At 72.3% G+C, this 25,389-nt stretch carries 22 protein-coding genes; 7 read left to right on the forward strand and 15 right to left on the reverse strand.

Annotated features, from left to right (window positions below; genetic code table 11):
- Nucleotides 1-4 precede the first annotated feature (4 nt).
- From ACFV18_RS03560 to ACFV18_RS03595, 8 genes are all read right to left on the reverse strand, one after another.
- A complete protein-coding gene (locus ACFV18_RS03560; RefSeq protein WP_380478772.1) occupies nt 5-490 on the reverse strand; it encodes a MarR family winged helix-turn-helix transcriptional regulator in 486 nt (161 codons plus the stop codon).
- A gap of 60 nt (nt 491-550) precedes the next feature.
- Nucleotides 551-1,408, reverse strand: a complete 858-nt coding sequence (locus ACFV18_RS03565; protein ID WP_380478774.1) for a nitroreductase/quinone reductase family protein — start codon at nt 1,406-1,408, stop codon at nt 551-553.
- A gap of 108 nt (nt 1,409-1,516) precedes the next feature.
- Nucleotides 1,517-1,996: a macro domain-containing protein gene (locus ACFV18_RS03570; RefSeq protein WP_380478776.1), complete on the reverse strand. Its 480-nt coding sequence runs from the start codon at nt 1,994-1,996 to the stop codon at nt 1,517-1,519.
- A 32-nt stretch (nt 1,997-2,028) separates the two neighbouring features.
- On the reverse strand, nt 2,029-3,495 hold the full coding sequence (locus tag ACFV18_RS03575; RefSeq protein ID WP_380478778.1) for a multicopper oxidase domain-containing protein: 1,467 nt from the start codon (nt 3,493-3,495) through the stop codon (nt 2,029-2,031).
- Nucleotides 3,492-4,493: a TIGR03842 family LLM class F420-dependent oxidoreductase gene (locus tag ACFV18_RS03580; protein ID WP_380478780.1), complete on the reverse strand. Its 1,002-nt coding sequence runs from the start codon at nt 4,491-4,493 to the stop codon at nt 3,492-3,494. Before ACFV18_RS03580 ends, ACFV18_RS03575 begins: the two co-directional genes overlap by 4 nt.
- Nucleotides 4,494-4,513: 20 nt before the next feature.
- A complete protein-coding gene (hydA, locus tag ACFV18_RS03585; protein WP_380478782.1) occupies nt 4,514-5,902 on the reverse strand; it encodes a dihydropyrimidinase in 1,389 nt (462 codons plus the stop codon).
- 5 nt (nt 5,903-5,907) lie between these two features.
- Nucleotides 5,908-6,750, reverse strand: a complete 843-nt coding sequence (locus ACFV18_RS03590) for a nitrilase-related carbon-nitrogen hydrolase (protein WP_380478784.1) — start codon at nt 6,748-6,750, stop codon at nt 5,908-5,910.
- A 279-nt stretch (nt 6,751-7,029) separates the two neighbouring features.
- On the reverse strand, nt 7,030-7,641 hold the full coding sequence (locus ACFV18_RS03595; RefSeq protein ID WP_380478786.1) for a TetR/AcrR family transcriptional regulator: 612 nt from the start codon (nt 7,639-7,641) through the stop codon (nt 7,030-7,032).
- Between the two features lie 286 nt (nt 7,642-7,927).
- On the opposite strand from ACFV18_RS03595, the gene ACFV18_RS03600 reads away from it, so the two are divergent.
- Complete coding sequence (locus ACFV18_RS03600) at nt 7,928-8,362, forward strand: ester cyclase (protein WP_380478788.1); 435 nt, start codon at nt 7,928-7,930, stop codon at nt 8,360-8,362.
- A 79-nt stretch (nt 8,363-8,441) separates the two neighbouring features.
- Here the strand turns inward: ACFV18_RS03600 and ACFV18_RS03605 are convergent, their stop codons facing one another.
- Nucleotides 8,442-9,428, reverse strand: a complete 987-nt coding sequence (locus ACFV18_RS03605) for a helix-turn-helix transcriptional regulator (protein WP_380478790.1) — start codon at nt 9,426-9,428, stop codon at nt 8,442-8,444.
- Between the two features lie 94 nt (nt 9,429-9,522).
- On the opposite strand from ACFV18_RS03605, the gene ACFV18_RS03610 reads away from it, so the two are divergent.
- The 3 genes from ACFV18_RS03610 (at nt 9,523) to ACFV18_RS03620 (ending at nt 13,859) form a co-directional block, all read left to right on the forward strand.
- A complete protein-coding gene (locus tag ACFV18_RS03610) occupies nt 9,523-9,921 on the forward strand; it encodes a VOC family protein (protein ID WP_380478792.1) in 399 nt (132 codons plus the stop codon).
- 165 nt (nt 9,922-10,086) lie between these two features.
- Nucleotides 10,087-11,037: a beta-ketoacyl-ACP synthase III gene (locus ACFV18_RS03615; protein WP_380478794.1), complete on the forward strand. Its 951-nt coding sequence runs from the start codon at nt 10,087-10,089 to the stop codon at nt 11,035-11,037.
- 287 nt (nt 11,038-11,324) lie between these two features.
- Nucleotides 11,325-13,859: a DEAD/DEAH box helicase gene (locus tag ACFV18_RS03620; RefSeq protein WP_380478796.1), complete on the forward strand. Its 2,535-nt coding sequence runs from the start codon at nt 11,325-11,327 to the stop codon at nt 13,857-13,859.
- A gap of 113 nt (nt 13,860-13,972) precedes the next feature.
- Here the strand turns inward: ACFV18_RS03620 and ACFV18_RS03625 are convergent, their stop codons facing one another.
- The 4 genes from ACFV18_RS03625 to ACFV18_RS03640 form a co-directional block, all read right to left on the reverse strand.
- Nucleotides 13,973-17,497: a trypsin-like peptidase domain-containing protein gene (locus ACFV18_RS03625; RefSeq protein WP_380478798.1), complete on the reverse strand. Its 3,525-nt coding sequence runs from the start codon at nt 17,495-17,497 to the stop codon at nt 13,973-13,975.
- 124 nt (nt 17,498-17,621) lie between these two features.
- Nucleotides 17,622-18,179, reverse strand: coding sequence for a chloramphenicol phosphotransferase CPT (cpt, locus tag ACFV18_RS03630; protein ID WP_380478800.1), 558 nt, complete (start codon nt 18,177-18,179; stop codon nt 17,622-17,624).
- Nucleotides 18,180-18,201: 22 nt separating this feature from the next.
- Nucleotides 18,202-19,074 (reverse strand): MBL fold metallo-hydrolase, encoded by an 873-nt coding sequence (locus ACFV18_RS03635; RefSeq protein WP_380478802.1) that lies wholly within the window; start codon nt 19,072-19,074, stop codon nt 18,202-18,204.
- A 173-nt stretch (nt 19,075-19,247) separates the two neighbouring features.
- Nucleotides 19,248-19,784 (reverse strand): TetR-like C-terminal domain-containing protein, encoded by a 537-nt coding sequence (locus ACFV18_RS03640; protein WP_380479250.1) that lies wholly within the window; start codon nt 19,782-19,784, stop codon nt 19,248-19,250.
- Nucleotides 19,785-20,017: 233 nt separating this feature from the next.
- On the opposite strand from ACFV18_RS03640, the gene ACFV18_RS03645 reads away from it, so the two are divergent.
- Both ACFV18_RS03645 and ACFV18_RS03650 read left to right on the forward strand, forming a co-directional pair.
- The gene (locus ACFV18_RS03645; protein ID WP_380478804.1) at nt 20,018-21,028 is read left to right on the forward strand and encodes a zinc-binding dehydrogenase; all 1,011 of its coding nucleotides are present in this window, start codon (nt 20,018-20,020) and stop codon (nt 21,026-21,028) included.
- 454 nt (nt 21,029-21,482) lie between these two features.
- A complete protein-coding gene (locus tag ACFV18_RS03650) occupies nt 21,483-22,391 on the forward strand; it encodes an aminoglycoside phosphotransferase family protein (RefSeq protein WP_380478806.1) in 909 nt (302 codons plus the stop codon).
- A gap of 25 nt (nt 22,392-22,416) precedes the next feature.
- Here the strand turns inward: ACFV18_RS03650 and ACFV18_RS03655 are convergent, their stop codons facing one another.
- Both ACFV18_RS03655 and ACFV18_RS03660 read right to left on the reverse strand, forming a co-directional pair.
- Nucleotides 22,417-23,298 (reverse strand): class I SAM-dependent methyltransferase, encoded by an 882-nt coding sequence (locus ACFV18_RS03655; RefSeq protein ID WP_380478808.1) that lies wholly within the window; start codon nt 23,296-23,298, stop codon nt 22,417-22,419.
- A gap of 502 nt (nt 23,299-23,800) precedes the next feature.
- Nucleotides 23,801-24,394 (reverse strand): GrpB family protein, encoded by a 594-nt coding sequence (locus ACFV18_RS03660; RefSeq protein ID WP_380478810.1) that lies wholly within the window; start codon nt 24,392-24,394, stop codon nt 23,801-23,803.
- Nucleotides 24,395-24,576: 182 nt separating this feature from the next.
- On the opposite strand from ACFV18_RS03660, the gene ACFV18_RS03665 reads away from it, so the two are divergent.
- Complete coding sequence (locus ACFV18_RS03665) at nt 24,577-25,182, forward strand: penicillin acylase family protein (RefSeq protein WP_380478812.1); 606 nt, start codon at nt 24,577-24,579, stop codon at nt 25,180-25,182.
- The last annotated feature ends 207 nt before the right edge of the window (nt 25,183-25,389 follow it).

Consider the following 25,389-nt stretch of genomic DNA (forward strand, 5'->3'; position numbering starts at 1 on the left):
GCCGCTACTCGCCGGCCGCGCCCTGTTCGTAGGCCGTCATGGTGCGGACGAACAGGGCGCGTTCGGCGGGGGTGAGCGGGGCGAACGCGGCATGCCAGGCGGCGGCGCCGTTGGCGAGCCAGTGTTCGATGGCGGTGCGGGTGGTGGGGTCGGAGGTGAGGGAGACGATGGTGCGGCGGCGGTCCTCGGGGTCGGAGCGGCGTTCCAGGACGCCCTGGCGGGTGAGGTCGCCGACCATCAGGCTGGCCGTGGTGGGCGCGACTTCGAGCCGTGCGGCCAGCGTCCCGACCGGCATCGGGCCGTCGTAGACCAGGTAGGAGAGCAACGACAGGTGCCGGGGGGCGAGTTGGAAGCCCGCCAGCGCCTCGGGGACGGCGATCCGTTTGACCCGGGCGGCGACCCGGGGCATCAGCAGCAGCATGGCCCGGACGGCGTCCGGCGCGGTGAGGCCGTCGTCCGGCTCCGGCCGGGGACGGGATGCGTGGGCCATCCAGCCTCCTTGCGCTGTCCGGTTCCTGGCCGCCGGGCCTCACCGTACCGGACGAGTCGGTCAGCGCGGCAGGTGCGGGGCGGACGGCGGCAGCAGGTGGGTCTCCTCGTAGGCGAAGTGGGCTTCCAGGCCGTCGGTGAGCCGGTCGAGTTCGGTGCGCAGCTCGGCGGCATCGGTGCCCGGGGCCGCCAGCCGTTCCTCGAAGCGGGTGAGCGCTTCGGCGACGGTGCGGTGTTCGGCGCGCAGCCGGGCGAGGGCGGGGATCAGCTGGGGGTACTGCCGCTCGAAGGCGGTGAAGGCGCCGTCCTCGCGGGTGTGGTGCATGCCGAGGCCGTAGCAGAACTCCAGGCAGTGCTGGCGCAGTTGGGCGGCGAGGTCGGGTCCGGGGACGGGTCCGGCGTCGTCCAGCCGGGTGCGCAGGTCGGCGAGCTGGCGGCGCAGGTCCTCGTGGTGGAGCCGGAGTTGGCCGACCACGGCGGCGGCGGTCGCGGGGTTGTCGGTGAGATCGAGCGGGTGCAGCGCGAGGACCGGGATGGTGCGGTCGGTGCGCTCCGCGTAGGCGGCGAACGACGGTACGCGGCGGGCCTGTTCGGCGTACTGGTGGTCGCGTTCGGCGGGGTCGAGTTCGGCGGGGCGGACCGAGAGGGTGGTCAATCCGCCTTCGCCGTCGGGGAGTTCGATGATGCCGCCGCCGGCGGCGAGCAGGTTGCGGTACCACTGGGGGTGTTCGGCGGCGCCCCCGTTGGAGCCGAACACCAGGTAGCGGCCGCCGTCCCGGTGGTAGGCGAGCGGCGTGGTGCGGGGCCGGCCGGTGCGTCGGCCGGCAGTGGTGAGCAGCAGGATCGCGGGGAAGCCCTCGACCCGTCCGCCGCCCGCCCGGAATTCCCTGATGACCCGCTGGTTGACGTTCTCTTCCATGGCTGAGCCTCTCCCCCGCTCCCAGATTATGTTTGCAAGCAAAGACAATCTAGGCAGACCGCCGACACCCGGTCAACACCCCACCGGAAGCAGCGACTTGAAGCTCCATCAGTAGTCGTAGACCGTCACGGCCGTACCCCGCGCGGTCAGGCGCGCGGTCACCAGCGGCTCGATGCGCTCCCAGCGTCCGCCCGCCAGCCCGCACCCGATCCGCGGCATGTGGACGGAGGCGCCGAGGCGGCGGGCGTGGCCGCCGAGGGTGGCGAGGGCGGTGTCGATGGCCTCGTAGCGGACGGGGACGCCGGTGGAGCGGCCGGTCCTGATGCCGCGCTGGCCGACCATGTTCGCCACCCACAGGTACGACTCGACCTGCACCAACTGCACCGCGCCGAGCCCGAAGTCGTTGCCGGACCGCTCCCGGTGCCAGCGCCGGTACGCGGCCTCGGGTTCGGGCCACCGGCGCGACAGCGCGAGCACGAAGCCCTTGCCCCACCCGCCGAGGTCGTTGCAGACGTGCGCGATGATCCGCGCGCCCTTGCCCTGCGGCGCGGAGGCGTCCCCGCGCAGATAACTGATCGACTGTTCCATCCGGGCATCCTCGCAGCCGCCCCGGACAGTGCTCAGTGCGCGTGCTCGGCGCCCGTGTAGCTCCGCGGCACCGTGCTCTCCGTCCCGGGGGCGACGGTCACGAACTGCCCCATCATGCCGGCGTCCTCGTGGCGCAGGATGTGGCAGTGGTACATGTACGGCTCGACGGGGTCGCTGAACGGGCCGAACCGGACGGCCAGGCGGACGGTGGTGTGGGCGGGGGTGAAGACGGTGTCCTTGTGGCCGCCGGTGGGGGCGCCTTCGTCGTCCAGGACCTGGAAGGCGACTTCGTGGATGTGGAAGTTGTGGGAGGTGCCGGTGCTGTTCTCGACCTCCCAGATCTCGACGGCTCCGGAGGGGACGACCTCGTCGATCCGCTTCATGTCCATCGGGCGGCCGTTGATGCTGTCGCGTCCGCTGAGCGTGAAGTGACGGACCGTCGCGCCGGCGGGCGGGACGATCGGGTCGGGCGCGGGGAGGGTGGCGGGGAGGTCGGGTGCGGAGCGCAGCTGCTCGGCGGCGACGAAGCGGATCAGGTCGAGGTCGCCCATGGCGATGTCGAGGCCGGTGTCGAGGCTGCGCAGCACGACGTTGTCGCCGGGGCTGAACTCGACCACGATCTCGGCGCGTTCGCCGGGGGTGAGGGCGAGCGTGTCGGTGGCGAGGGGTGCGGGCAGCAGTCCGCCGTCGGTGGCGACGAGGTGGAAGCTGCGGTGGTCGGCGAACGCCAGTTGGTACATGCGGGCGTTGGAGGCGTTGAGCAGGCGCAGCCGCAGGCGGGTGGTGGTGACGTCGAAACGCGGGTTGTAGGTGCCGTTGACCAGGATGCGGTCGCCGAGGATGCCGAAGGGGCCTTTGAGCGGGTCGCCGTCGATCCGGCCGTGGTCGTCGAGGTTCTTGTCCTGGAGGATCAGCGGGATGTCGTCGGTGCCGTAGCCGCTGGGCAGTTGGACCTCGTGGTCGTCGTCGATCAGGAACATTCCGGCCAGGCCCCGGTAGACGTGCTTGGCGGTGGCTCCGTGCGGATGGGGGTGGTACCAGGTGGTGGCGGCGGGCTGGTCGATGGTCCAGCTGGGGGTCCAGCGGGCGCCGGCGGCGATCAGCTGGTGCGGGCCGCCGTCCATCCTGGCGGGCAGGCGCATGCCGTGCCAGTGGACGGTGCTGGCTTCGGGGAGGGCGTTGCGGACGGACATCGCGACGCGGTCGCCGCGGCTGGCCCGCAGGGTGGGGCCGAGGTAGGCGCCGTTGAAGCCCCAGGCGGTGGTGGGTTTGCCGGGCAGCAGTTCGGACTGCCCGGCGAACATGATCAGCTCGAAGCGGCGGACCCGGTCGGCGTCCGGGTCGGGGTGCAGCAGCGGCGGGATCCGCAGGGGGGTGGACAGGTCGAGCGGCGGGGGCGGGAGGTGGTGCCCGGCGCCGGATCCGCAGCCGGCGGCGAGGCCGGCCGTCCCGGTGGCGCCGGAGAGCGCGGCGAGGGCGAGGAAGGTGCGCCGGTTCAACGGGTCAGCGCCGGGATGACGTGCTCGCCGTAGGCGTCGATGGTGGCTTCGCGGGCGTCGTGCATCGCGTAGATGGCGAACTGGTCGGCGCCCGCCTCCCGCAGGACGTGCAGTTTCTCGATGTGTGCCTCGGCGGGCCCGAGCAGGCAGAACCGGTCGACGATGGCGTCGGGGACGAAGTCGGTGGAGGGGTTTCCGGCGCGGCCGTGGTGGCTGTAGTCGTAGCCGTGCCGGCCCTTGATGTAGGCGGTGAGTTCCTCGGGGACGAGCTCGGAGTGTTCGCCGTAGCGGGCGACCAGGTCGGCGACGTGGTTGCCGACCATGCCGCCGAACCAGCGGCACTGTTCGCGGGCGTGGTCGAGGTCGTCGCCGATGTAGGCGGGCGCGGCGACGCAGACGGTGATCGCGGCGGGGTCGCGGCCGGCCTGTTCGGCGGCCTGGCGGACGGCCTTGACCATCCATTCGGTGAGGTAGGGGTCGGCGAGTTGGAGGATGAAGCCGTCCGCCTTCTGTCCGGCCAGGGCGAGCGCCTTGGGCCCGTAGGCGGCCATCCACACGGGCAGGCGGCCGTCCTTGATCCAGGGGATGCGGATCGGGGTGCCGTCGACGACCGCCTCGCGGCCCTCGGCGAGCTCGCGGATGGCGTCGATGGCCGCCCCGAGCCGGGCGAGCGTGTTGGGTCGCCGGCCGGCCACCCGCATCGCGGAGTCACCGCGGCCGATGCCGCAGACGGTGCGGTTGCCGTACATGTCGTTGAGGGTGGCGAAGGTGGAGGCGGTGACCTCCCAGCTGCGGGTGCCGGGGTTGGTGACCATCGGGCCGACGTGCAGCCGCTCGGTGTGTTCGAGGATCCGGCTGTGGATCACGAACGGTTCCTGCCACAGCACGGCGGAGTCGAAGGTCCAGCCGTAGCGGAAGCCGTTGCGTTCGGCGCGGCGCATCAGGTCGACGACCTTGGAGGCCGGCGGGTCGGTCTGCAGGACGAGTCCGAAGTCCACTGCGGAAAATCCCCACTTTCTCAGAGGTACTGGCAGGTGGAACGGGGCAGGAAGGCACCGTGTCCGGGGCGGCCGAGGTAGTGGCCGCGGTCGAGGACGACCTCGCCGCGCGACAGCACGGTCTCCACCCGGCCGGTGACGGTGCGGCCCTCGTACGCCGAGTAGTCGACGTTCATGTGGTGGGTGGCGGCGGACAGCGTGTGGGTGGCGTGCGGGTCGTAGATCACCACGTCGGCGTCCGAGCCGGGCGCGAGGGTGCCCTTGCGCGGGTACAGGCCGAACATCCGGGCGGGCGCGGCGCAGGCGATGTCGATCCACCGGCGGCGCGTCAGGTGGCCGTCCACCACGGCCTGGTGCAGCAGGTCCATCCGGTTCTCCACGCCGGGCAGGCCGTTGGGGATCTTCGAGAAGTCGCCGCGGCCGAGCTCCTTCTGCCCCTTGAAGCAGAACGGGCAGTGGTCGGTGGAGACCACCTGGAGGTCGTCGGTGCGCAGCCCGCGCCACAGCGCCGCCTGGTGGTCCTTGGGCCGCAGGGGCGTCGAGCACACGTACTTGGCGCCCTCGAAGTCCGGTTCGGCGAGGTTGTCGGTGGACAGGAACAGGTACTGCGGGCAGGTCTCGCCGAACACCGGCAGGCCCAGGTCGCGGGCGGCGGCGAGTTCGGCGAGCGCCTCGCGGGCGGAGACGTGCACCACGTACAGCGGTGCGCCGGCCACCCGGGCGAGCTGGACGGCGCGGTGGGTGGCCTCGGCCTCCAGCAGCGCCTTGCGGACCTCGCCGTGGTGGCGGGGGTCGGTCTCGCCGCGGGCGAGAGCCTGCTCGACCAGCACGTCGATGGCGGGGCCGTTCTCGGCGTGCATCATGATCAGCGCGCCGGTCTCGGCGGCCTGCTGCATGGCGCGCAGGATCTGGCCGTCGTCGGAGTAGAAGACGCCCGGGTAGGCCATGAACAGTTTGAACGAGGTGACGCCCTCGCCGATCAGTCCGGGCATCTCGCGCAGCGTCGACTCGTTGACGTCCGACATGATCATGTGCAGGCCGTAGTCGATGGCGCAGCGCCCGTCGGCCTTGGCGTGCCAGGCGTCGAGTCCGGCGCGCAGCGAGGCGTCCTTGGACTGCACGGCGAAGTCCACGATGGTGGTGGTGCCGCCCCAGGCGGCGGCCCGGGTGCCGGTCTCGAAGGTGTCGGAGGCGTACGTCCCGCCGAACGGCAGCTCCATGTGGGTGTGGACGTCCACCCCGCCCGGAATCACGTACTTGCCGCTCGCGTCGAACACCCGCTCCGCCGCCCACTGGTGGCGTCCGGGCAGGCCGAGTGCGAGGACGGTGCCGTTCTCGATCAGCACGTCGGCGGGCATCTCCTCGGCGGCCGTGACGACCAGTCCGCCGGTGATCAGGGTCCGGGTCATCGCGCTCACGCCCCGGTCAGCGGGCCGTAGGCGTCCGGCCGGCGGTCCCGGTAGAACGCCCACTGCTGCCGGACCTGGTCGATCAGGCCGAGGTCGAGATCGCGGACGAGGAGTTCCTCGCGCTTGTCGGAGGCGACCTCGCCGACGAACTGCCCGCGCGGGTCCACGAAGTAGCTGCTGCCGTAGAAGTCGTTGTCGCCGTACTCCTCGACGCCGACCCGGTTGATCGCCGCCACGAAGTACTCGTTCGCGACGGCCGCGGCGGGCTGTTCCAGCTGCCACAGGTAGGCGGACAGGCCGCGGCTGGTGGCCGACGGGTTGTAGACGATCTCCGCCCCCGCGAGCCCGAGCGCCCGCCAGCCCTCCGGGAAGTGCCGGTCGTAACAGATGTTCACGCCGACCTTGCCGGCCGCCGTGTCGAACACCGGCCAGCCGAGATTTCCGGGCTTGAAGTAGTACTTCTCCCAGAATCCGTGCACCTGCGGAATGTGATGCTTGCGGTATTTGCCGAGAAAGCGGCCGTCGGCGTCGATCACGGCGGCCGTGTTGTAGTAGAACCCGGCCTGCTCGATCTCGAAGACCGGCACCACCATCACCATTCCGAGCTCGCCCGCGAGCGCACACATCCGCTGCACGGTCGGCCCGTCCGGCACCGGCTCGGCCCACCCGTAGTGCTCGGGTTCCTGCACCTGGCAGAAGTACGGCGCGTTGAACACCTCCTGGAACCCGATGATCTCCGCTCCCTGCGCGGCGGCCTCCCGTGCGGCCGTCTCGTGCGCCGCGATCATGGATTCCTTGTCGCCCGTCCACGCGGTCTGGAACAGGGCAGCCCTGACGACACGACTCATAGTCGTACTCCTCGCTCGAAGGCCCGGCGGAAGAGGCACCGTAGATCGTCGAGACTAGGAGGTGCACGGGAAATGCCGGTGTGCCACGCGGAAGACGACGGAAATTCAATACAGGGACGATTTCCGGATCGTACGTTTTACGGAGCGGAATTCACCCCGCGCGTCCACCACCGACCGCGCCCCCCGGACACCCCACCCGCCCCACGCGTCCCCGCCCGGCGCCGATGTCGAAACGGCGGTGGCCCGGCCCGACTTCGAGTGACCGGGCGTCCGCGTCCGTCAGGCGGTCGGGGGCAGCAGGCGGTTCAGGGCGTGGCGGGTGCGGGTGGCGGCGAGGGGGTCGCGGAGGAGCTGGAGGGACTGGTTGAGCGCCAGGTAGATACCGGTCAGCTCGTGGACGATCTGCTCGGGATCGGTGTCGGCGGGCAGTTCTCCGGCCTCGATCGCGAGCCGGACCTCGCCGGCCAGGCGGCGGCGCCACACCAGCAGCAGGCGGGCGACGTTCTTGCGGACGGGCCCGTCGTGGGCGTCGAACTCGACGGCGGCGGTGGTGAACAGGCAGCCGCCGGGGAAGATCTCGCGGGCGTGCTCCAGGTACGCGATCCAGCTCTCGCAGACGGCGCGCAGCCGCCGCAGCCCGGGCTCGGCGTGCGCGGCCGGCTCCCAGACGAGGGTGGTGAAGAGCGCGGACGCCCGTTCCAGGGTGGCGAGTTGGAGGGTCTCCTTGGTACCGAAGTGGCCCAGCACGCCGGCCTTGCTGAGCCCGAGATCGGTGGCGAGCCGTCCGATGGTGAGGCCTTCGAGCCCGTCCACGGACGCCAGCGCCACGCTCCGGTCGATGATCCGGGCCCGGGTCCGACGCGCCTCGGCCACGGTGTTGCGCGGGCTCATCGGTCCACCTCCGTCACGCTGCCCGGACCGGCGGCGCCAGGTCGGCACCCCGGTCGCGAATCCTACGTGGTGCCGACCTGGCGCGGTGAACCCGTGTGCCTGGTGGATCGGCAGGTCAGGGGGCGGGCGGTGACGCGGCACGCCGAGCGGTCCGGAGGGGCTGCTTCTGAGTGAACGGCCACCGCGTCCGTGGCGCGCCGAGGGCGTGGCGGGGGGAGTCGGCGGGCGAGGATGCAGCCGTCGTGCGCCGGTCCGGCGGCGCGGTCGAACCTGCAGAGAGGCGCCCATGTCCGTCGAGGAGAACAAGAGTCTGGTCCGCCGGTTCTATCGGGAGATCGATGCGGGCAACCTGGAGGCCATGGACGAGTTGGTCTCCGAGGACTACGTGGACCACTCGCCGCCGCCGTTCCCGGGGCTCGCGCCCGGGCGTGAGGGCTTGAAGCAGGCGTTCCGGCTGTTCTGGGAGGCCACACCCGGGGTGCACGAGATCGAGGACCAGATCGCGGAGGGCGACAAGGTCGTGACCCGGCTGACGGGGCGCGGGACGAGCGTGGGCGACCTGCCGGGCATCCCGGCAACCGGGCGGCCGATCACCATGACGGCGACGGTGGTTCACCGCATCGAGAACGGGAAGCTCGCCGAGAAGTGGTCGGACAAGGACATTCTCGGCTTCCTTCAGCAGCTCGATGTGATCCCCCCGCTCGGTGAGCTGCCGGAATAGGCTCCCGTGGCACCGAAACTCCTTTTCCAGGGCCCGACCGACCGACCACAGGATGGCCGCAGGATGGCCGACAGCGGCGTCAGGCTCGGCGGGCAGAGGCGGTGAGCCGCTCGGCGAGCGCGAGGACGAGGTCGCGGAGTTCGTCCGGGCGCTCGATGACGAACGGCCGGTCGAGCGAGGCGAGGACGGGAGGCAACCAGTCGAGCCGCTCTGCTCGCACTTCGACGTGGAGCCACCGCTCGGTGTGCGTGTCGCCCTCCGCCGGCGCGGCCTCCGCCACGCTCGCGACGCTGGCCGGCAGTCGGGTGCGGATCTGTTCGACCGTCCCGTGGATCCGCAGGGTCACTTCGTGCCGGTACGCAGCCTTGGCGAGCCCAGACAGGACGTGCTGGGCCGGATCGAGTCCGGCGGGCGGCTCGAACGAACCCGGCAGCGTCCTCGCGTCCGCGATGCGGTCGAGGCGGAAAGTCCGGTCCTGGCCGATCCCGGGATCGGCGCCCGTGACGTACCACCGGCCCTCATGGGTGACGATCCCGTACGGGTGCAGGGCGCGTTCGCTCCGTCGGCCGTCCCGGGTGGTGTACCTGATCGCGATCGGGCGGCGGTGGCGTACCGCATCGGCGATGGCGAGCAGGACGCCGGTCTCCGGGGTGGCGGACTCGCCGGGCGGAGCCGTGAAGGCGAGGGATTCCATGACGGCGTCGAGCCGGCGGGCCAGTCGCTCGGGCAGGACCCGGCGGATCTTGGCCGCTGCGGTCTCGCCCGCGGTCCCGGTCGCCGTCAGCAACCCCGTCCGGCGGCCGGCGACGAGGCCGAGCAGCACCGCGAGCGCCTCGTCGTCGTTGAGCATGAGCGGCGGCAGCCGGTACCCGGGGGCGAGCCGGTACCCGCCGTAACGGCCACGGACCGCCTCGACGGGGATGTCGAGCTCGACCAGGTGGTCCACGTACCGCCGCACGGTGCGCCCGTCCACGCCGAGCCGGCCGGCGAGTTCGGCCACCGTTCTGACGCCGCCCGACTGCAGGAGTTCCAGGAGGGTGAGCACGCGGCTGGTGGGTCGAGCCATGTCCAGGAGCCTAGCGCCGATACCGGACCGATTCTGTCCACTATCTGCTCTAGCGTCCGGGGGGCAACGGCTTCACCGACCCGAGGAGAGCACCATGGACTTCGTTTCGACCCGGATCATCACCGACGACATCGCGCGCCTCGTCGGCTTCTACGAGCGGGCCACCGGAGTGCGGGCGGACTGGTCCACCGAGGACTTCGCCGAACTGCGGACCGCCGGCGCGACCCTCGCGATCGGCAGCACCCGCACCGTGGCACTGTTCGCGCCCGGCTCCGCCCGTCCGGCCGACAACAACTCCGTGATCATCGAATTCCTCGTCACCGACGTGGACGGCGTGCACCGGAACCTGGCCGATTCCGTCACCGACTTCGTGGCCGGGCCCACCACGATGCCCTGGGGCAACCGCTCACTCCTGCTCCGCGACCCGGACGGCAACCTCGTCAACTTCTTCACCCCCGTCACGCCGGCGGCCATCGAGGAGTTCACCCGCTGACGACAGCCCGGCCGCCCCAGCGGGGTCCGTTCCGGGCGGGTCAGCAGCCCCGGCGGGTGGCGGCGGTCGGCGGTTCGGCTTTTAGCTTCCGACCGATCGGTTGCTATATTCGCGGCCGTTGCCCCCGGCACCGGCCGGTGGCCGTTGTTGCGGAAGGGAACTGCCATGCCCGGAGTCCGTATCACTGGTCTCGGCCACCACCAGCCCGGCAGGGTGCTGACCAATGACGAGTTGGCGACCATGGTGGACACCAACGACGAGTGGATCCGGCGGCGAACGGGCATCGCCACCCGGCGGATCGCGGGGCCGGACGAGTCGGTGGCGGATCTCGCCACGACCGCCGCCGCGAAGGCGCTGGCGGCGTCGGGGCTGGACCCGGCGGAGATCGGGCAGATCACGGTGGCCACCTGCAGCGCGATGGACCGGTGCCCGTCGACCGCGGCGCAGGTCGCGGCCCGGCTGGGGATCCCGTCCGCCGTGGCGTTCGACGTGAACAACGGCTGCGCGGGCTTCTGCACCTCGCTCTCGCTGGCCGACCACTCGCTGCGCGCGGGCGCCGCCCGCCACGCGCTGGTGATCGGCGCGGAGAAGATGTCGGACGTCACCGACTGGACGGACCGCCGCAGTTGCATCCTGCTGGGCGACGGCGCGGGCGCGGCCGTCCTGTCGGCGACCGACGGCACGGAAGCCGGCGTCGGGCCGGTGGTGTGGGGGTCGGATCCCTCGCGGGCGAGCGCGGTGCGGCTGCTGGGCGACTGGCACCCGCGGTTCGAACAGGACGGGCAGGCGGTGTTCCGCTGGGCGACCACGGAACTGCCGGCGCTGGCCGAGCAGGCGTGCCGGGCGGCGGGGTTGAGCCCGGCGGAGCTGGACGGGGTGGTGACGCACCAGGCGAACCTGCGCATCATCGAGTCGCTGGTGCAGAAGCTGGGCCTGTCGGAGAACGCGGTGATCGCCCGGGACGTGGCGGACTCGGGCAACACCTCGGCGGCCTCCGTCCCGCTGGCGCTGGCGAAGCTGGTGGAGCGTGGCGAACTGGCCTCCGGCGCCCGGGTGTTGCTGTTCGCCTTCGGCGGCGGCCTGTCCTGGGCCGGCCAGGTCGTCACCTGCCCCTGAATCACCCACCGCCGTCAGGCCACGCCGGTCGCGGCCACCGCCTCGGTGCACGCCGCGGCCGGCCCCACCGTCACCGTCACCGTCACCGTCACCGGAGCAGCGGTCGGGCGGGCAACTCGCTTGCGCCAGGGGTTTCTTCCACGGAAGAACCCCCAGGCGGGTTGCGGGGGCGGGCGGCCCGATCGCTCCCGTGACGCGCAGCAACAGGCCGGGTACGGAACGGAATCGCCCGGACGGTCCGGCGGCGGCGCGGGCGGGCCGTGCGGGCCCGAGCTTTGCCCATGGTCATGCCGGACGGGCAAGATAGCGGGGTGACCCTCCTGGACCTGATGCCGAAACCCGCCACGCCCGACTCGCTGTTCGAGACCTTCGCCGAGTGGGCGTCGGAGCGCGGCATCACTCTCTACCCCGCCCAGGAGGAGGCGCTGATCGAGCTGGTCTCCGGGAACAACGTGATCCTGGCGACGCCGACCGGCTCCGGCAAGTCCCTGGTCGCGGCGGGCGCGCACTTCGCCGCGCTGGCCGAGGGGAAGCGGACGTTCTACACCGCGCCGATCAAGGCGCTGGTGTCGGAGAAGTTCTTCGACCTGTGCAAGATCTTCGGCACCGAGCAGGTCGGCATGATGACCGGCGACGCCTCGGTCAACCCGACCGCGCCGATCATCTGCTGCACCGCCGAGGTGCTGGCGCAGATCGCGCTGCACGACGGCCCGCGCGCCGACATCGGCCAGGTCGTGATGGACGAGTTCCACTTCTACGCCGAGCCGGACCGCGGCTGGGCCTGGCAGATCCCACTGCTCGAACTCCCGCAGGCGCAGTTCCTGCTGATGTCGGCGACCCTCGGCGACGTCCGCCGCTTCGAGGAGGACCTGACCCGCCGCACCGGCCGCCCGACGGTCGCGGTGCGTTCGGCGACCCGCCCGGTGCCGCTGTTCTACGAGTACCGGCGGACGACTCTCCACGACACGCTGGAGGAGCTGCTCAACACCGGTCAGGCGCCGGTGTACGTCGTCCACTTCACGCAGAAGGAGGCGGTGGAGCGGGCGCAGTCGCTGATGAGCATCAACATGTGCTCGAAGCAGGAGAAGGAAGCGATCGCCGATCTGATCGGAAACTTCCGTTTCACCACCAAGTTCGGCCGCAATCTGTCGCGTTATGTCCGGCACGGGATCGGTGTGCATCACGCCGGCATGCTGCCGAAGTACCGCCGTCTGGTGGAGCGCCTCGCGCAGGCCGGTCTGCTGAAGGTGATCTGCGGCACCGACACGCTCGGCGTCGGCGTCAACGTGCCGATCCGCACGGTGCTGTTCACCGCGCTGTCCAAGTACGACGGGCAGCGGGTGCGGATCCTGCGGGCCCGCGAGTTCCACCAGATCGCCGGACGGGCGGGCCGGGCCGGCTTCGACACCGTCGGCCAGGTGGTGGCGCAGGCGCCGGAGCACGTGGTGGAGAACGACCGGGCGCTGGCGAAGGCCGGGGACGACCCGAAGAAGCGCAAGAAGGTGGTCCGCAAGAAGGCCCCGGACGGGTTCGTCTCGTGGACCGAGGAGACCTTCGAGCGGCTGATCGGGGCCGACCCGGAGCCGCTGGTGTCCCGGTTCAAGGTCAGTCACGCGATGCTGCTGTCCGTCATCGGCCGCCCGGGCAACGCGTTCGAGGCGATGCGCAAGCTGCTCACCGACAACCACGAGGACCGCCCGGCGCAGCGCCGTCACATCCGGACCGCGATCGCCATCTACCGCTCGCTGCTGGAGGGCGGCGTGGTGGAGCAGCTGGACGAGCCGGACTCCGAGGGCCGCACGGTGCGCCTGACGCTGGACCTTCAGGAGAACTTCGCGCTGAACCAGCCGCTGTCCACCTTCGCGCTGGCCGCGTTCGACCTGCTGGACCCGGAGTCGCCGTCGTACGCGCTGGACGTGGTCTCGGTGGTGGAGGCGACGCTCGACGACCCGCGGCAGATCCTCGCCTCGCAGGAGAACAAGGCGCGCGGCGAGGCCGTGGCGGAGATGAAGCGTGACGGCATCGAGTACGAGGAGCGGATGAACCGGCTCCAGGAGATCACGTACCCGAAGCCGCTGGAGGAGCAGCTCGGTCACGCCTATGACGTGTACCGCCGGGCGCACCCGTGGATCGGCGACCACCCGTTGCAGCCGAAGTCGGTGGTGCGCGACCTGTACGAGCGCGCCATGACGTTCACCGACTACGTGGGCTTCTACGAGCTGGCGCGCACCGAGGGCATCGTGCTGCGTTACCTGGCGGGCGCGTTCAAGGCGCTGGAGCAGACCGTCCCGGACGACATCAAGACGGACGATCTGAAGGACGTCATCGCCTGGCTGGGCGAGCTGGTCCGCCAGGTCGACTCCTCGTTGCTGGACGAGTGGGAGGCGCTGGCCAACCCGACCGAGCCGGAGGCGGGCGAGGTGCGCCTCGACGACAAGCCGGCGCCGGTCACCGCGAACTCGCGGGCGTTCCGGGTGCTGGTCCGCAACGAGCTGTTCCGCCGGGTCGAGCTGTGCGCGCTGGAGCACTACGACGAGCTGGCCGAACTCGACGGCGAGGACGGCTGGGACGCGGACCGCTGGGCGGACGCGATGGACGGGTACTGGGAGGAGTACGACGACCTGTTCACCGGCCCGAACGCGCGCGGCCCGAAGATGCTGCTGATCGAGGAGGTCGAGGACGAGGGCCTGTGGCGGGTCCGGCAGATCTTCGACGACCCGAACGGCGACCACGACTGGGGCATCTCCGCGGAGGTGGACCTGTACGGCTCCGACGAGGAGGGCCGCGCGATCGTCAAGATCACGGCGGTGGGCGCGCACTGACGTCCCGTCGGTCGGCGGCGGCTCCGGTGTCCACCTCCGGCGCCAGGTGCCCGGAGCAGCCGTCCTCCGGGCCGCCGAGGGGGAACCGCACCAGCGGTGTTCCGTGCGTCAGGTCACTCCTTCCCGGTGCTGCACACCTGCCCCCGGTACGCCCCGGGCGGGAGTTTTCGGGCGGCGGCGTCGGGCAGTGTCTCGTCGCCCAGCGCCCGGCAGAGCGCGGCCAGCCGCGCCCCGGCGTCCGCCGCGTCGGGGCGCTGCCCGGGCTTGGGCAGGCGGGTCAGCGGATCGCGGCCGGCCACCACGGCGAGCAGGCCGGGGTCGGCCATCAGGACCGCCGGTTCGGCTTCGGTACCGAACAGGTCCAGCGTCCAGTTGCCGCCGATGGACAGGACGGGCCCGTCGTCCGGGCCGGTGGCGACGGGCCGGCTGTCAGCGATGGGGAAGGCACCGTCGGTCTGGTAGGGCACGGCGTGTGAGCCGCCGGGGGCGATCGTGACGCCGGAGGCCACCACCTGCTGGTCGCTGGTGGTGTCGCTGAGGACGTGTCCGCTCGGCAGCTCGTGCACCACCAGGTGGTGACTGACCGTCCCCCCGGCCCCGATCCGGCTCTCCACGACCGCCGCCCGGTCCGCCGTCGGGCTGACGCCGACCACCAGGCCGTCCGTGGCGGAGGCGTCCCAGTGCAGCAGTTCCCGCCCGGTGGGAGCGTCGCCGCGCAGGTCCCAGAGTCTGAGCGAGTGGACGATCGCCATGTCCCGGCCCAGGCCCTCGTTCAGGCTGAGCAGGCTGTCGCCGCCCGCGCCGAGCCAGAGTTGGCCGTTCAGGTCGCTGGGGGCGGGCATCACCTTCCTGATCCGCCCGGACGCGGTGTCCCACAGCACCACCCGCCCTGCTGTGCCGAAGGCGCCGGTGCGGGCCAGCAGCAGCGAGCCGTCGGCCGAGAAGGAGAACTGCGCGTACTGGGTCGGCAGGGTCAGTCCGTCCGCACCGGCCTGTGCGAGGTCGGGCAGTTCGAAGCCTGGCAGGACCCCGCTCACGTCCAGGTCCCAGCGCAGCGGGTCGCCCTCGACCGGCCTCTCCAGCTCCCGCACGGCGCCGGTCCGCACGTCGTACAGCTCGACCGGCAGTCCCCGGGAATCGGAGTCCGCGGTGAACGGCGGGGTGTGTCCCATCGCCAGCGCCGAGCCGTCCGGACTGACGCCGATCACGGCGGCGCGGCGGCCGGTGGGCTGCCGGTGCACGCCGTCGGTGCCGAGGCGGAGCACCACCGCGGTGCCGTCCCCGGCCCACCCGACGACCATCCGTCCCGAGGCGTCGGTGAGCGTCGCGGCGGGCAGTGCGCCGGTCAGCCCGGCGAGCGGCGACTCGGAGCTCGGGTAGCGGGGCACGAGCAGGTCGGCGAAGCCGTACTTGGCGTACATCTCGCCGAGCCGGGCCCGGGTCTGCTCGGTGTCACGGGTGCGGTAGGCGCGCATCGCCAGCAACAGCGCGGTGTAGGACGAGCCGCGGTCGGTGACGAAGGCGCCGTCGGCGTCCCGGGACTGCTGCACCAGCACCTCGGAGGCGGTGGTCGCCGCCTCGTCCCGGACGGTGTCCTGCCAGGCCCACGTTCCCAGTCCCACGAGCAGGCCGAGAACGACCGTCAGGGCCACCGCCGTGCTCCATCGCCGATGGCTGCCGCGCACGCTCGCCGCGATGAACTCCCGTTCGGTGGGCGGCAGTTCGTCGGCACGGCGGCGCTGCCAGGTGCGGGCGTCGCGCAGTTCGGCGCCGCGCAGCAGGCGGCGGGCCGGACGGCCGTCGCCCTGCCAGCGGCCGATCCGCCGGCGCAGGTCGGCCTGCCAGGTGCGGAACTCGCGGTCCGCCTCGAACCAGCCGCGCAGGCGGTCCCAGTGGGTGAGCAGCACCTCGTGGGCGAGTTCGACGGTCTCCTCGGGCGGCCCGTCGGCGGGGAGGTACTCGGCGCCGGGGACGATCAGCCGGGTGGTCAGCAGGCGCTGGGCGATCCGCCACTGGCGGTCGTTCAGGTCGGAGCGGGCGGCGGTCCGCCGGGTCGGGGCGGTGCCGTCGCCGCCGGGTTGCACCAGCTGGACCAGCAGGGCGCGGGCCGCCCGCTGCTCGTCCTCGCTCAGGCTGCCCGTCCACAGCTGCTCGGCGTGCCTGGCCAGTGCTTGGCCGACGCCACCGAGGGCCTCGTACGCGGTGTGGCCGATGGCGCCGTCCTGCTGGCGGTCCCACAGCTCGGCGAGGGTGAAGGCGAGCAGCGGCAGCCGGCCGGGGTCGCCGCCGAGGTCGCCGAGGATCCGGTCGACCAGCCCCGGCTCGTAGCGGACGCCGGTGCCCTCCAGTGGCCGCTGCACGGCGGCGCGCAGTTCGCTGTCGGTCATCGCGCCCACGGTGACCAGGCGGTCGCCGCCGAACAGCGGGGCGAGGCCGGGGTGGGTGAGCGCGGCGGTGAGGAAGTCGCTGCGCAGGACGGTGACCACGCGCAGCGGGGAGCCGGGGCGCAGGGCGGCGGCGAGGGCGGCCGCCAGCGTGTCGAGGTCGGTGGCTTCGGTGCCGCTGAGGGCCTCCTCGAACTGATCGACCATCAGCAGCAGGCGGTCCTTGCCCTGCCGGGCGAGCAGCCGGTCGGTCAGTTCGGGCAGTCGGCCGTCCCGCAGCAGCTCGGTGAGGGCGGGGAGTTCGGCCAGCCGGGCGGTCTCGCTGAGGGCCGGTTCGAGGGCGGGCAGCAGGGCTGTCGCGAGCGCCTCGACCGGGCTTCGGCCGTGCTGCCCCGGGCGGAGCGTCACCACGTGGAGTCCGTCCTGGCGGCGCAGCCCGGGCAGCACTCCGGCGTGCACCAGCGAGGACTTCCCGCAGCCCGACGGCCCGACGACGCCCAGCACGGGCGCCCAGGCGAGCTGGTCGACGATCCGCCCGGTGAGCTGTTCGCGGCCGTGGAACCGGTCGGCGTGGCGTTCCGCGAACGGCTCCAGTGCCCGGAACGGGCTCACCGGCCGGGCGGCCGGGCCGAGTTCGGGACGGCCGGCGCGCAGCGTCTCGGTGGGGATCAGGTACGCGGACCGGCCGCCGCCCGCGCCGTCGGCCGCGACCACCATGCCGACCACGCCGCCCTCGGCGACGTCCCACACCGGTGCGCCGGAGAAGCCGGGGCGCACCCGGTGCTGCCCGGCCGGGTCGGTGTCGTACTGGTACCAGCCGGCCGCCGTCCGCCCGCGCAGCCACCCGACGCTCCACACCCCGTCGTCGTGCCCGGCCGGGAACCCGAACGTCCGTACCCGCCGGTCGGATGCCGCGCCCTGCTCCACCACCCTGGCCGAGGCTGCCCGGGCGGGCGCGGCCTCGACCAGGCGCAGCACCGCGACGTCACCCGACCCGTCCGGGGCGATCGGCGTCCACCCGGTGACCTCGGCGGCCGTCCGCCGCCCCGGCGCGACCAGGGGGAAGTCCACCTCCAGCCGACCGCCCGGCGCCTGCGCCGCGTCCGCCGCCACGCCGAGCACCCGGGCCACCACGTGCGCGCAGGTGACCACGTCGCGCCGCCCCACCAGGAACCCGGCCCCCTCCGGCCGCCCGTCCCGGCCGAGGACCCTCACCACCGAGGTGTCGCTCGGCGCGGCAGTGCCAGGCTCCATCCGCCTCACCCCCGAGGCAAGGAATTCTAATGCAGCGTCAAAATCCTTACCAGACAGCCTCGTTCACATTCACAGTGGCGCATCGGGAAGTCGGCGTGCGGTGCGTGACCCTTGCCACCGCACGCTAGTGACGGCCACTGGCGCTCAGCTGCTCCAGCCGTTCCACGATCGCTCGGGCGCACTCGGACGGGGGTGTGCGGGTGGTGTCCACCTCCAGGTCGTAGTGGACGCCGTGGTGCACCCGCAGGGCCTGGTCGGCGGCCATGCCCGGGGTGCGGTCGGGCCGGGCGCGTTCGCGGGCGGTCGCGGCGGCCGGGTCGCAGCGGACCCCGACCCAGAGCACCTCCAGGCCCAACAGTGCTTCACGCCAACGGTGTTGGGAGTCCGCCCCGGAGAGGAACACGTCGTCCACGAGGACCCGCGCACCCGCCCGGGCGGTGGCGGCGACGCCGGCCATCCAGGCGGCTTCCAGTCGGCGGAAGGTGTCGCCGACGGTGACGGCGCCGTCGCCGCCGAGGTCGATCCCGGCGTCCTCCGCCAGCAGGGCGGGCGGCATCGCCTCGATCAGGCCGTCGATCCCGAAGGTCAGCCAGGGCTCCGGCAGCCGGTCCTGGAGCGAGCGCGCCAGGCTGCTCTTCCCGCTGCTGGAGCCGCCGTTGAGCACGATCACCCGAATGGTCACCGGGCCACCCTATCTGCCCCTCTCACCACTGATGCGCGGCGAAGTCCACCGGGCTGGAGACCAGTTGGGCGGCGTGGGCGACCAGTGCGCCCAACTGCTCGGCCATCTGCCCGGGCGTCAGCTGCTTGCGGTCGCCGTGTCCCGGAAGCATCCATTCGAAGTGCAGCAGGGGCGCGACGCGGGCCAGCGAGGCGGCCTGCTCCTCGATCGAGTACCAGGTGACGTGTTCGGCGACGGCCAACGCGCCGGCGGTGCGCGACCAGTAGATGCTGTCGCCGCTGAAGCAGTACCGCCGGTCGGCGAGGTAGAGCACACTGCCCTCGGTGTGGCCCGGCACCGGGTGGGCGGTCACGCCGTCGGCGATCTCGACCGGATCGGTGCCGCGCAGCACCCGGTCGGCGTCCGGCGCGGCGGCCAAGTCGCCTTCGTGGATCCACAGTCGGGCCTTGAAGCGGTCCGCGTAGCTGCGGCCGTGCGCGGCGTGGTCCCGGTGGGTCAGCAGGACGTCCGTCACCCGCCCGACCGCCTCGTAGCGGGCGGCGAGCGACTCCGACCAGCGCGGCGTGTCGATCATCATCACGGTGCCGTCCGGCCGCCGCAGCAGGTAGGAGTTGGCGCCGGCCGTCTGCCGCGAATTGTGGCCGCAGAGCAGGACGTTCTCGTCGATCGCCAGCGGGAACGGGTCGGCCGCCGCGTCCAGCGGCCCCGAGTGCCGGCGGATCGAACGGGTGTGGCAGGCGAACGCGGCCGCGTTCAACTGCGCCCGCTCGGCGGCGTCGCGCGGCTGGCGCACCACCTCCGAGCCCCGGCCCACCTGCACGATCAGGTCTGGTGCGAGCTGCCGCGCCACGTCGCACCCGGTGCATCGATCGTCCACATACCAGTCTTCGCCCATGGCAGTGCCCCCACTTCGTTCCGATGAATCGTCAACGAGCCAGATCGGCCCGGCACATCAAGATTCACCCGAACAGACCGGAAAGGGGAAGAGTCACAGATCTTGTACTTCGGGCGACGAGGCTCTCTACAGCCGGAACGGGACGGGTTCGTGCCGGACGTCCATCGGCCGGCTCAGCGCGGGGCCAGGCCGTCCACCACCAGATCGACCAGGGAGCCCAGGAAGGCGGGGGTGACGGGTTCGCCGAGCAGCAGGTGGCGGGCGAACAGCGGGCTCATCAGCGCCTCGACCGCCGCCCGGGGATCGGCGTCCGAGCGGATCTCGCCGCGTTCGGCGGCCCGGCGCAGCAGGATCTCGGCGCGTTCCAGCCGCTCGGCCCAGTAGGCGTCGCGGCCGCTGCGGGTCTCGGCGGTGGCCGGGGCGATGCTCAGGTGGAGCAGCGCCGGGCCCTCCGGGGTGTCGAGGAACGCGCCCAGGGCGGTGAGGAGTTGGCGCAGGTCCTCACGCAGGCTGCCGGTGTCGGGCAGTGGCAGGGCGTGGTCGGTGTAGTCGGCGAGGGCCTCGCGGAGCAGGTGCTCGCGGGTGCCCCAGTTGCGGTAGACAGACGTCTCGTGCACGCCGGCGGCGGCCGCGACGGCCGAGACGCTGGCGGCGTCGAGTCCGCCCTCGGCGAGCAGCCGCACGGTGGCGTCGAGCACGGCCCGCCGCATCGCGGCGCCGCGCCGACGCAGCGGGGTGGCGGCCCTGCCCTCGGCCGCGTCCGTCCCCGCAGGTCCCACCGGCTTCTCCTTCGACACGCCCGAAGCCTAACGCAGGCCTCCTTGCATTGCCGTGTGTCGCGTCGTAGCCTCGGCAATGCAAGTCGCCTTGCGATACACCTCGGGCAGGGCGCTGCGGCAACGAGGCCGCCGACACGTACGCCGCCGGCCGGAGAGGATCGACCATGGCCCGGATGCGTGCCGTCCGCCTGCACCTGCCCACCCGCAAGCTGAGCGTCGAGGAGGTGGAGCGCCCCGTCCCCGGCGCCGGCCAGGTGCTGATCAAGGTGGAGGCGGCCGGCGTCTGCCTGTCCGACGTCCACCTGATCGACGGCTCGCTCACCCCGCTGTACCTCCCCGGCGAGAGCGTCACCCTCGGACACGAAGTCGCGGGCACCGTCGCCGAGTTGGGCGAGGACGCGGGCGCCTGGGAGATCGGCGACCGGGTGGTGCTGCAGGCCGGCGAGAAGCGCGACGGCATCACCTGGACGCGCGGCGTGGACTACGACGGCGGCTGGGCCGAGTACGCGCTCGCCCGCAAGGACACCCTGGTCCGGCTGCCCGAGTCGATCCCGTTCGAACAGGGCTCGATCATTCCGGACGCGGTCTCCACCCCGTGGGCCGCCATCACCACCACCGGCCAGGTGCGCCCGGCCGAGCCGGTCGGCGTCTGGGGCGTCGGCGGCCTCGGCGCGCACGGCGTGCAGCTGCTGCGGGCGATCGGCGCGAACCCGGTCATCGCCGTGGACCCCTCCCCCGCCGCCCGCGAACGGGCTCTCGCCTTCGGTGCGGACGTGGTCCTCGACTCCGCCGACCCGCAGCTCGCCGCGAAGATCGGCGCCGCGACCGGCGGGGCCGGCCTGGCCGCCGCCTTCGACTTCGCCGGTGTCCCGGCCGTCCGCGAGCAGGCGCTGGCCGTCCTCGGGGCGCACGGGCGCCTGGTCCTCGTCGGCCTGACCGACCAGCCGCTGACGGTCGCCAACAGCGTCCGTTTCTCCTACCTCCAGCAGCAGATCCTGGGCCACTACGGCTCGGAGGAGAACGCCGTCCCGCAGCTGATCTCCCTCGCCGCCGGCGGCCGACTCGACTTCTCCCGCTCGGTCAGCGAGGTGCTCCCGCTGGAGCAGGCCGCGGCGGCCGTCGAGCGCCTGCACACCAAGCAGGGCAACCCGATCCGCCTGATCCTCAAGCCCTGACACTTCGCCGGTTCGCACCCGGCCCGGCCCGTCCCGTCGAGAGCGGGGCGGGCCGGGTCATCTCTGTGCCTCAGGCCGGGCGGGCCGGCCGAGGCGGAATCGTTTCCGCGGTCCCGGCGGCCTGGCGAAGCCCCTCCCGGTGGGCGGGTACCCAGGCCGCGTCCGGTCGTTCAGGTCCGGGCCGAAGGCGCGCACGGAGGCCGGATCGGGCTCGACCGTCAGTACGGTGTGCGCGGCGACGAGCTCCCGTGCCCGGTGGAGCAGCTCGCGCGGGAACAGGTGCGCCTCCCCCGTCCTACCCACTCGTGCTCGACGGCCACGGGCGCGAAGCCGTCCTCGATCAGTTGGTCCACGTCCCATGCGTATGCCACAGCGGGAGCGTGGCGACGGGCGCTCCGGCCGTGCGAAGGAATTTCGTTCGCTCTCGGGCGGGTGTGCGGTGAATGATCGACGGATGACACTGCACGAGGACGAGTTCCCGGCCGACGAAGCCCTGGTCCGCCGGCTGTTGGCCGAACAGCGGTCGGAGTGGGCCGAGTTGCCGATTCGGGCGGCGGGGTCGGGGACGGACAATCGGATGTTCCGGCTCGGGGGCGAGTTGCTGGTGCGGTTGCCGCGGACGCCGGGGACGGCGGAGGCGGTGCGCAAGGAGCAGAGGTGGTTGCCCAGGCTGGCGCCGGAGTTGGCGTGCGAGGTGCCGGAGCCGGTGCACGAGGGGGTGCCGGGGGGTGGGTTCCCGTTGCCGTGGTCGGTGTACCGATGGATCGAGGGCACCGAACCGGGGCCCGGTTCGGTGCCCGACTGGGGCGCGTTCGGGGCGGAGTTGGCGGGGGCGGTCCGCAGCCTGCACACCGCCCCGCTGCCGCCCGAGGCCGAGCGGGGCGGCCTGCACTGGTACCGGGGTGGGGAGTTGACGCCCTGCGCCGACCGGGTCGATGAGTGTTTCGCGCAGGCCCGCACCCTCCCGGGCCTCGACCTGGACCTCGACCGCCTGCAGGCGATCTGGCGCGGGGCGCTCGACCTCCCCGCCCCGGCCGGACCCCGGGTGTGGCTGCATGGGGACTTGAAGCCGTCCAACCTGCTGGTCCGGGACGGCCGACTGCACGCGATCATCGACTTCGGCGGCCTGTCGATCGGCTTCCCGGACGCCGAACACGCCCCGCTGTGGGACATGCCAGCGGCCGCCCGCCACGCCTACCGGGACGCGCTGGGCGTCAACGAGCCGACGTGGCAACGGGCTTGTGGCTGGGCGGTGGCCGTGGCGATCAGCGGAGTGCCGTACTACTGGCACACCGACCCGGCGTTCGTCGCCGAGTGCGTCGCCCGCCTGCGCGCCGTCCTGGACGACCCGGCCGGGCTGTGACCGAAGCGAGCGCCTCCGCCACCGATCACCGCTCGGGCACCACCGCATGGCTCAGCACGGAGAGTTCGAACGGGCGCAGCGCGTCCGTCCGTTCCTCCCACAGGTGGGTGTCCACGGCATCGCGCTGGCGCAGGTGGCTGAGCGGGCGCAGGCCGTGGGTGCGCAGCAGGGTCTCCATCTCCTCGACGGTGAGGAAGGTCCGCCACGGCTCACCGCCCTCCGCGGCTGCGGCCTGCACGTGCTCGGCATAGGTCTGCCCGGCCGGGTCGCGGTGTTCCGCGGGGAGCAGGTGCTCAGCGATCAGTTCAGTGCCGGGCGCGAACTCGCCGATGGTGGAGAGGACTTGGCCGATCACCTCGACGCTCAGGTACATGGTGACGCCCAGCCAGCCGACCACGGCCGGTCGGTGCGGGTCGAAGCCGGCGGCCGTCAGCGCTGCGGTCAGTGCGCGCGCCCCGCCCTGTTCGAGGTCGAACGGAACGAAGGACACCGTGTGTGGGACGGTGATCCCGGCGTCGGTCAGCCGGTTCCGCTTCCAGTTCTGGGTGTGGGGGTGGTCAACCTCGAACACCCGGACACTGTGGGCGAGTTCGCTGCGGCAGGCGAAGGAGTCCAGACCGGCGCCGAGCAAAACGTACTGGTCGATGCCGCGCAGGGTCACCGCCTCGGCGAGGCGGTCCTCGGTGCAGCGGCTGCGGGTGACGGCGGTGGTGCGGGCACCGGCCAGGATCGGGTGGCTGCCGAACTCGCGGTGATAGTCGAGCAGTTGCTCGGCGGCCTCGCCAATGAGGGTGGCGGCGAGGGTGTCGGCGAAGATCGGCGGCTGTTGGTCGACGAGCAGGTGGGCCGCTCGGGCGGCGGCCGACATCAGGGCGGTGCGGCTGGGCTGGTGTGCGTGACTGTCCATGACCCGGAACACTAATGCCAATTTCTGACATCATATCATATTTGGGAAATTTTCGACAGTGCTATTCAGTATGCTTTCCGCAACAATTCCCCGACGGATCGGTGGTCGCAGGCGGCAGGCAGGTGCAATGGCTTTCCCTCCCGCCTTTCCGGCCCCGCTGCACCGAATCGACGAGCGCTCCGCCCCGCCACAACGAAGTGACGCCTCAGCCCCCGCGTGTTGCCCCTCCGGGTGCCGTCCGGCTGCTCCCTGGTGCAGGGCTTGGCCATCACGCCACCACCCCGGCGAGCGAGGTCGTTTGGGTCGTCCTACGCTTTTGCCCTGGACGTCACCCCCATCGCCCCGGACGCCGAGGCGCACCCGTATCAGCAGATTGCGGCGGACATCATCCGGGCCATTCCAAGTCTTCATGCGGGCGAGGACGTGGGAGACCCCCGGGGGCCATGTCTTCTGCCTCCTGCGCGCCCGCAGCCCGGCCGGCTGATCGGTCCGGTCCGGCAGGCTATGCCGAATTGCTGTGCGGGGACCAACCTGCTTCGGTGGCCCAGGAGTTGGCGACGGTGATGACGAGGTCGACGACCGGATCCTTGACGTCGGCATAGGTGTCGAGGTCGCCGACCGCACCGGCGAGGACGGTCTTGAAGTGGGCGTAGGCAGGCACCGCTTCGGGATGCGCGCGGAACCAGTCGCGGAAGAGGAGCGCGAGGCGTTCGTTGGGGGAGCCGAGCAGGCGGACGTGGAGGTTGCAGTCGGCGTCGGCGTGTCCGCGGCGCAGCCACAGGCGCTTGGCCCACCGCGCGGGGTCGTCGTCGAGTCCGGCCGGGACGTGGTCGCGTTGGTACGGGGAACGCCGGAATCCCCTCGCGGCCAAGGGCTGGTCGAAGGCGCGTTCGGCTTCGGCAAGGTCGGTGACGGTGATCTGGAGGTCGAGGACCGGCTTCGCGGCCATGCCGGGGATCGCGGTGCTGCCGATGTGTTCGATGTGCACGGGCAGCGGCGCGAGTGCCGAGCGCAACTCGGTTGCGAGGGCGAGTGCGTGTGCCTGCCAGGCTGGATCGTAGGGGGCGACGACGATGGGTTGGGTGTCAGTGGCCATTCGCCCCACTGTAGGTGATCGGTTGGATCCTTCGAGCGTGCAGGCCGGGCCGGAACTCCAGGCTTCCGCGCCACGCCAGAAGGCGGCTCGGGCATCGGGGATGCCCCTTACTCCACAGGTGCCTGGCTACGTCTCGCGGGCGAGGGCCGCCTCGTCCCGTGGAGCGATGACCGGCGGTCGACGTGCGTGCCGCGTGCGAGGCGCTCGCCGCCTGGGACACCCGGGCCGACGCCGACAGTCGGGGCACCGTCCTGTGGCAGGCGTACCGCGACGCGCTGGCGGGCACCCGCACCAGGGCCTGGCAGACGGTCCCGTACGACCCGGCCCGGCCGCTGACCACCCCGCGCGGGATCGCCGCCGACAACGCCGACGCGCAGCGCGCCTTCGCCGACGCCGTCCGCGGCCTGGCGGCCGCCGGGCTGCCGGTGGACGCCCCGATCGGAGCCGTCCAGCGCTGGGCGGGCATCCCGCTGCACGGCTGCGCCGGCCAGCTCGGCTGCTTCAACGTGCTGACGGCCGAGCCGGGTTCGGGCGCGGGCGGCGGCACCTACCCGGCGGCCGGTGCGGGTATCCCGCACGGCTCCAGCTTCCTGATGGCCACCGAGCTGACCCGGCAGGGCCCGCGTACCCGAACGCTGCTCACCTACGGGCAGTCGGCCGACCCGGCCTCCCCGCACTTCACCGACCAGACCCGCCGCTACGCCGCCAAGCAGTGGGTGACCGAGCGCTTCACCGAGGCCGAGATCCGCTCCGCCCCCGGCCTCACCGTCACCACCCTGCACCGCTGACCGCACCGGACGCCGGGATCTGCTCGGCGGTCAGGCCCTCGAAGCCGCCGTCGTCCCGCTCCACCGGCTTCGGGATGCCGAGGTCAAGCGGGGCCGGTGGCCGTGGGCTGCGGTCCGGTCCGGCGTTGGTACGACAGGGAGCACACGCCGAGCGAGACGCCGATCGAGAAGAATCCCACGAAGCCTATGACAAAGACGGGCGGGGTC

Origin of the sequence: Kitasatospora sp. NPDC059673, assembly GCF_042734215.1 — a bacterium.
Taxonomy (GTDB): domain Bacteria; phylum Actinomycetota; class Actinomycetes; order Streptomycetales; family Streptomycetaceae; genus Kitasatospora.

What these genes read in the sequence shown, in the direction of transcription:
- ACFV18_RS03595 (WP_380478786.1), bottom strand. Translation starts at nt 7,641, where the DNA reads ATGAGCCCGCGCAACACCGTGGCCGAGGCGCGTCGGACCCGGGCCCGG.
- ACFV18_RS03620 (WP_380478796.1), top strand. Translation starts at nt 11,325, where the DNA reads ATGCCGGACGGGCAAGATAGCGGGGTGACCCTCCTGGACCTGATGCCG.
- ACFV18_RS03625 (WP_380478798.1), bottom strand. Translation starts at nt 17,497, where the DNA reads ATGGAGCCTGGCACTGCCGCGCCGAGCGACACCTCGGTGGTGAGGGTC.
- ACFV18_RS03600 (WP_380478788.1), top strand. Translation starts at nt 7,928, where the DNA reads ATGTCCGTCGAGGAGAACAAGAGTCTGGTCCGCCGGTTCTATCGGGAG.
- ACFV18_RS03610 (WP_380478792.1), top strand. Translation starts at nt 9,523, where the DNA reads ATGGACTTCGTTTCGACCCGGATCATCACCGACGACATCGCGCGCCTC.
- ACFV18_RS03650 (WP_380478806.1), top strand. Translation starts at nt 21,483, where the DNA reads ATGACACTGCACGAGGACGAGTTCCCGGCCGACGAAGCCCTGGTCCGC.
- ACFV18_RS03615 (WP_380478794.1), top strand. Translation starts at nt 10,087, where the DNA reads ATGCCCGGAGTCCGTATCACTGGTCTCGGCCACCACCAGCCCGGCAGG.
- ACFV18_RS03640 (WP_380479250.1), bottom strand. Translation starts at nt 19,784, where the DNA reads ATGCGGCGGGCCGTGCTCGACGCCACCGTGCGGCTGCTCGCCGAGGGC.
- ACFV18_RS03660 (WP_380478810.1), bottom strand. Translation starts at nt 24,394, where the DNA reads ATGGCCACTGACACCCAACCCATCGTCGTCGCCCCCTACGATCCAGCC.
- ACFV18_RS03560 (WP_380478772.1), bottom strand. Translation starts at nt 490, where the DNA reads ATGGCCCACGCATCCCGTCCCCGGCCGGAGCCGGACGACGGCCTCACC.
- ACFV18_RS03605 (WP_380478790.1), bottom strand. Translation starts at nt 9,428, where the DNA reads ATGGCTCGACCCACCAGCCGCGTGCTCACCCTCCTGGAACTCCTGCAG.
- ACFV18_RS03645 (WP_380478804.1), top strand. Translation starts at nt 20,018, where the DNA reads ATGGCCCGGATGCGTGCCGTCCGCCTGCACCTGCCCACCCGCAAGCTG.
- ACFV18_RS03570 (WP_380478776.1), bottom strand. Translation starts at nt 1,996, where the DNA reads ATGGAACAGTCGATCAGTTATCTGCGCGGGGACGCCTCCGCGCCGCAG.
- ACFV18_RS03565 (WP_380478774.1), bottom strand. Translation starts at nt 1,408, where the DNA reads ATGGAAGAGAACGTCAACCAGCGGGTCATCAGGGAATTCCGGGCGGGC.
- ACFV18_RS03590 (WP_380478784.1), bottom strand. Translation starts at nt 6,750, where the DNA reads ATGAGTCGTGTCGTCAGGGCTGCCCTGTTCCAGACCGCGTGGACGGGC.
- ACFV18_RS03635 (WP_380478802.1), bottom strand. Translation starts at nt 19,074, where the DNA reads ATGGGCGAAGACTGGTATGTGGACGATCGATGCACCGGGTGCGACGTG.
- ACFV18_RS03655 (WP_380478808.1), bottom strand. Translation starts at nt 23,298, where the DNA reads ATGGACAGTCACGCACACCAGCCCAGCCGCACCGCCCTGATGTCGGCC.
- hydA (WP_380478782.1), bottom strand. Translation starts at nt 5,902, where the DNA reads ATGACCCGGACCCTGATCACCGGCGGACTGGTCGTCACGGCCGCCGAG.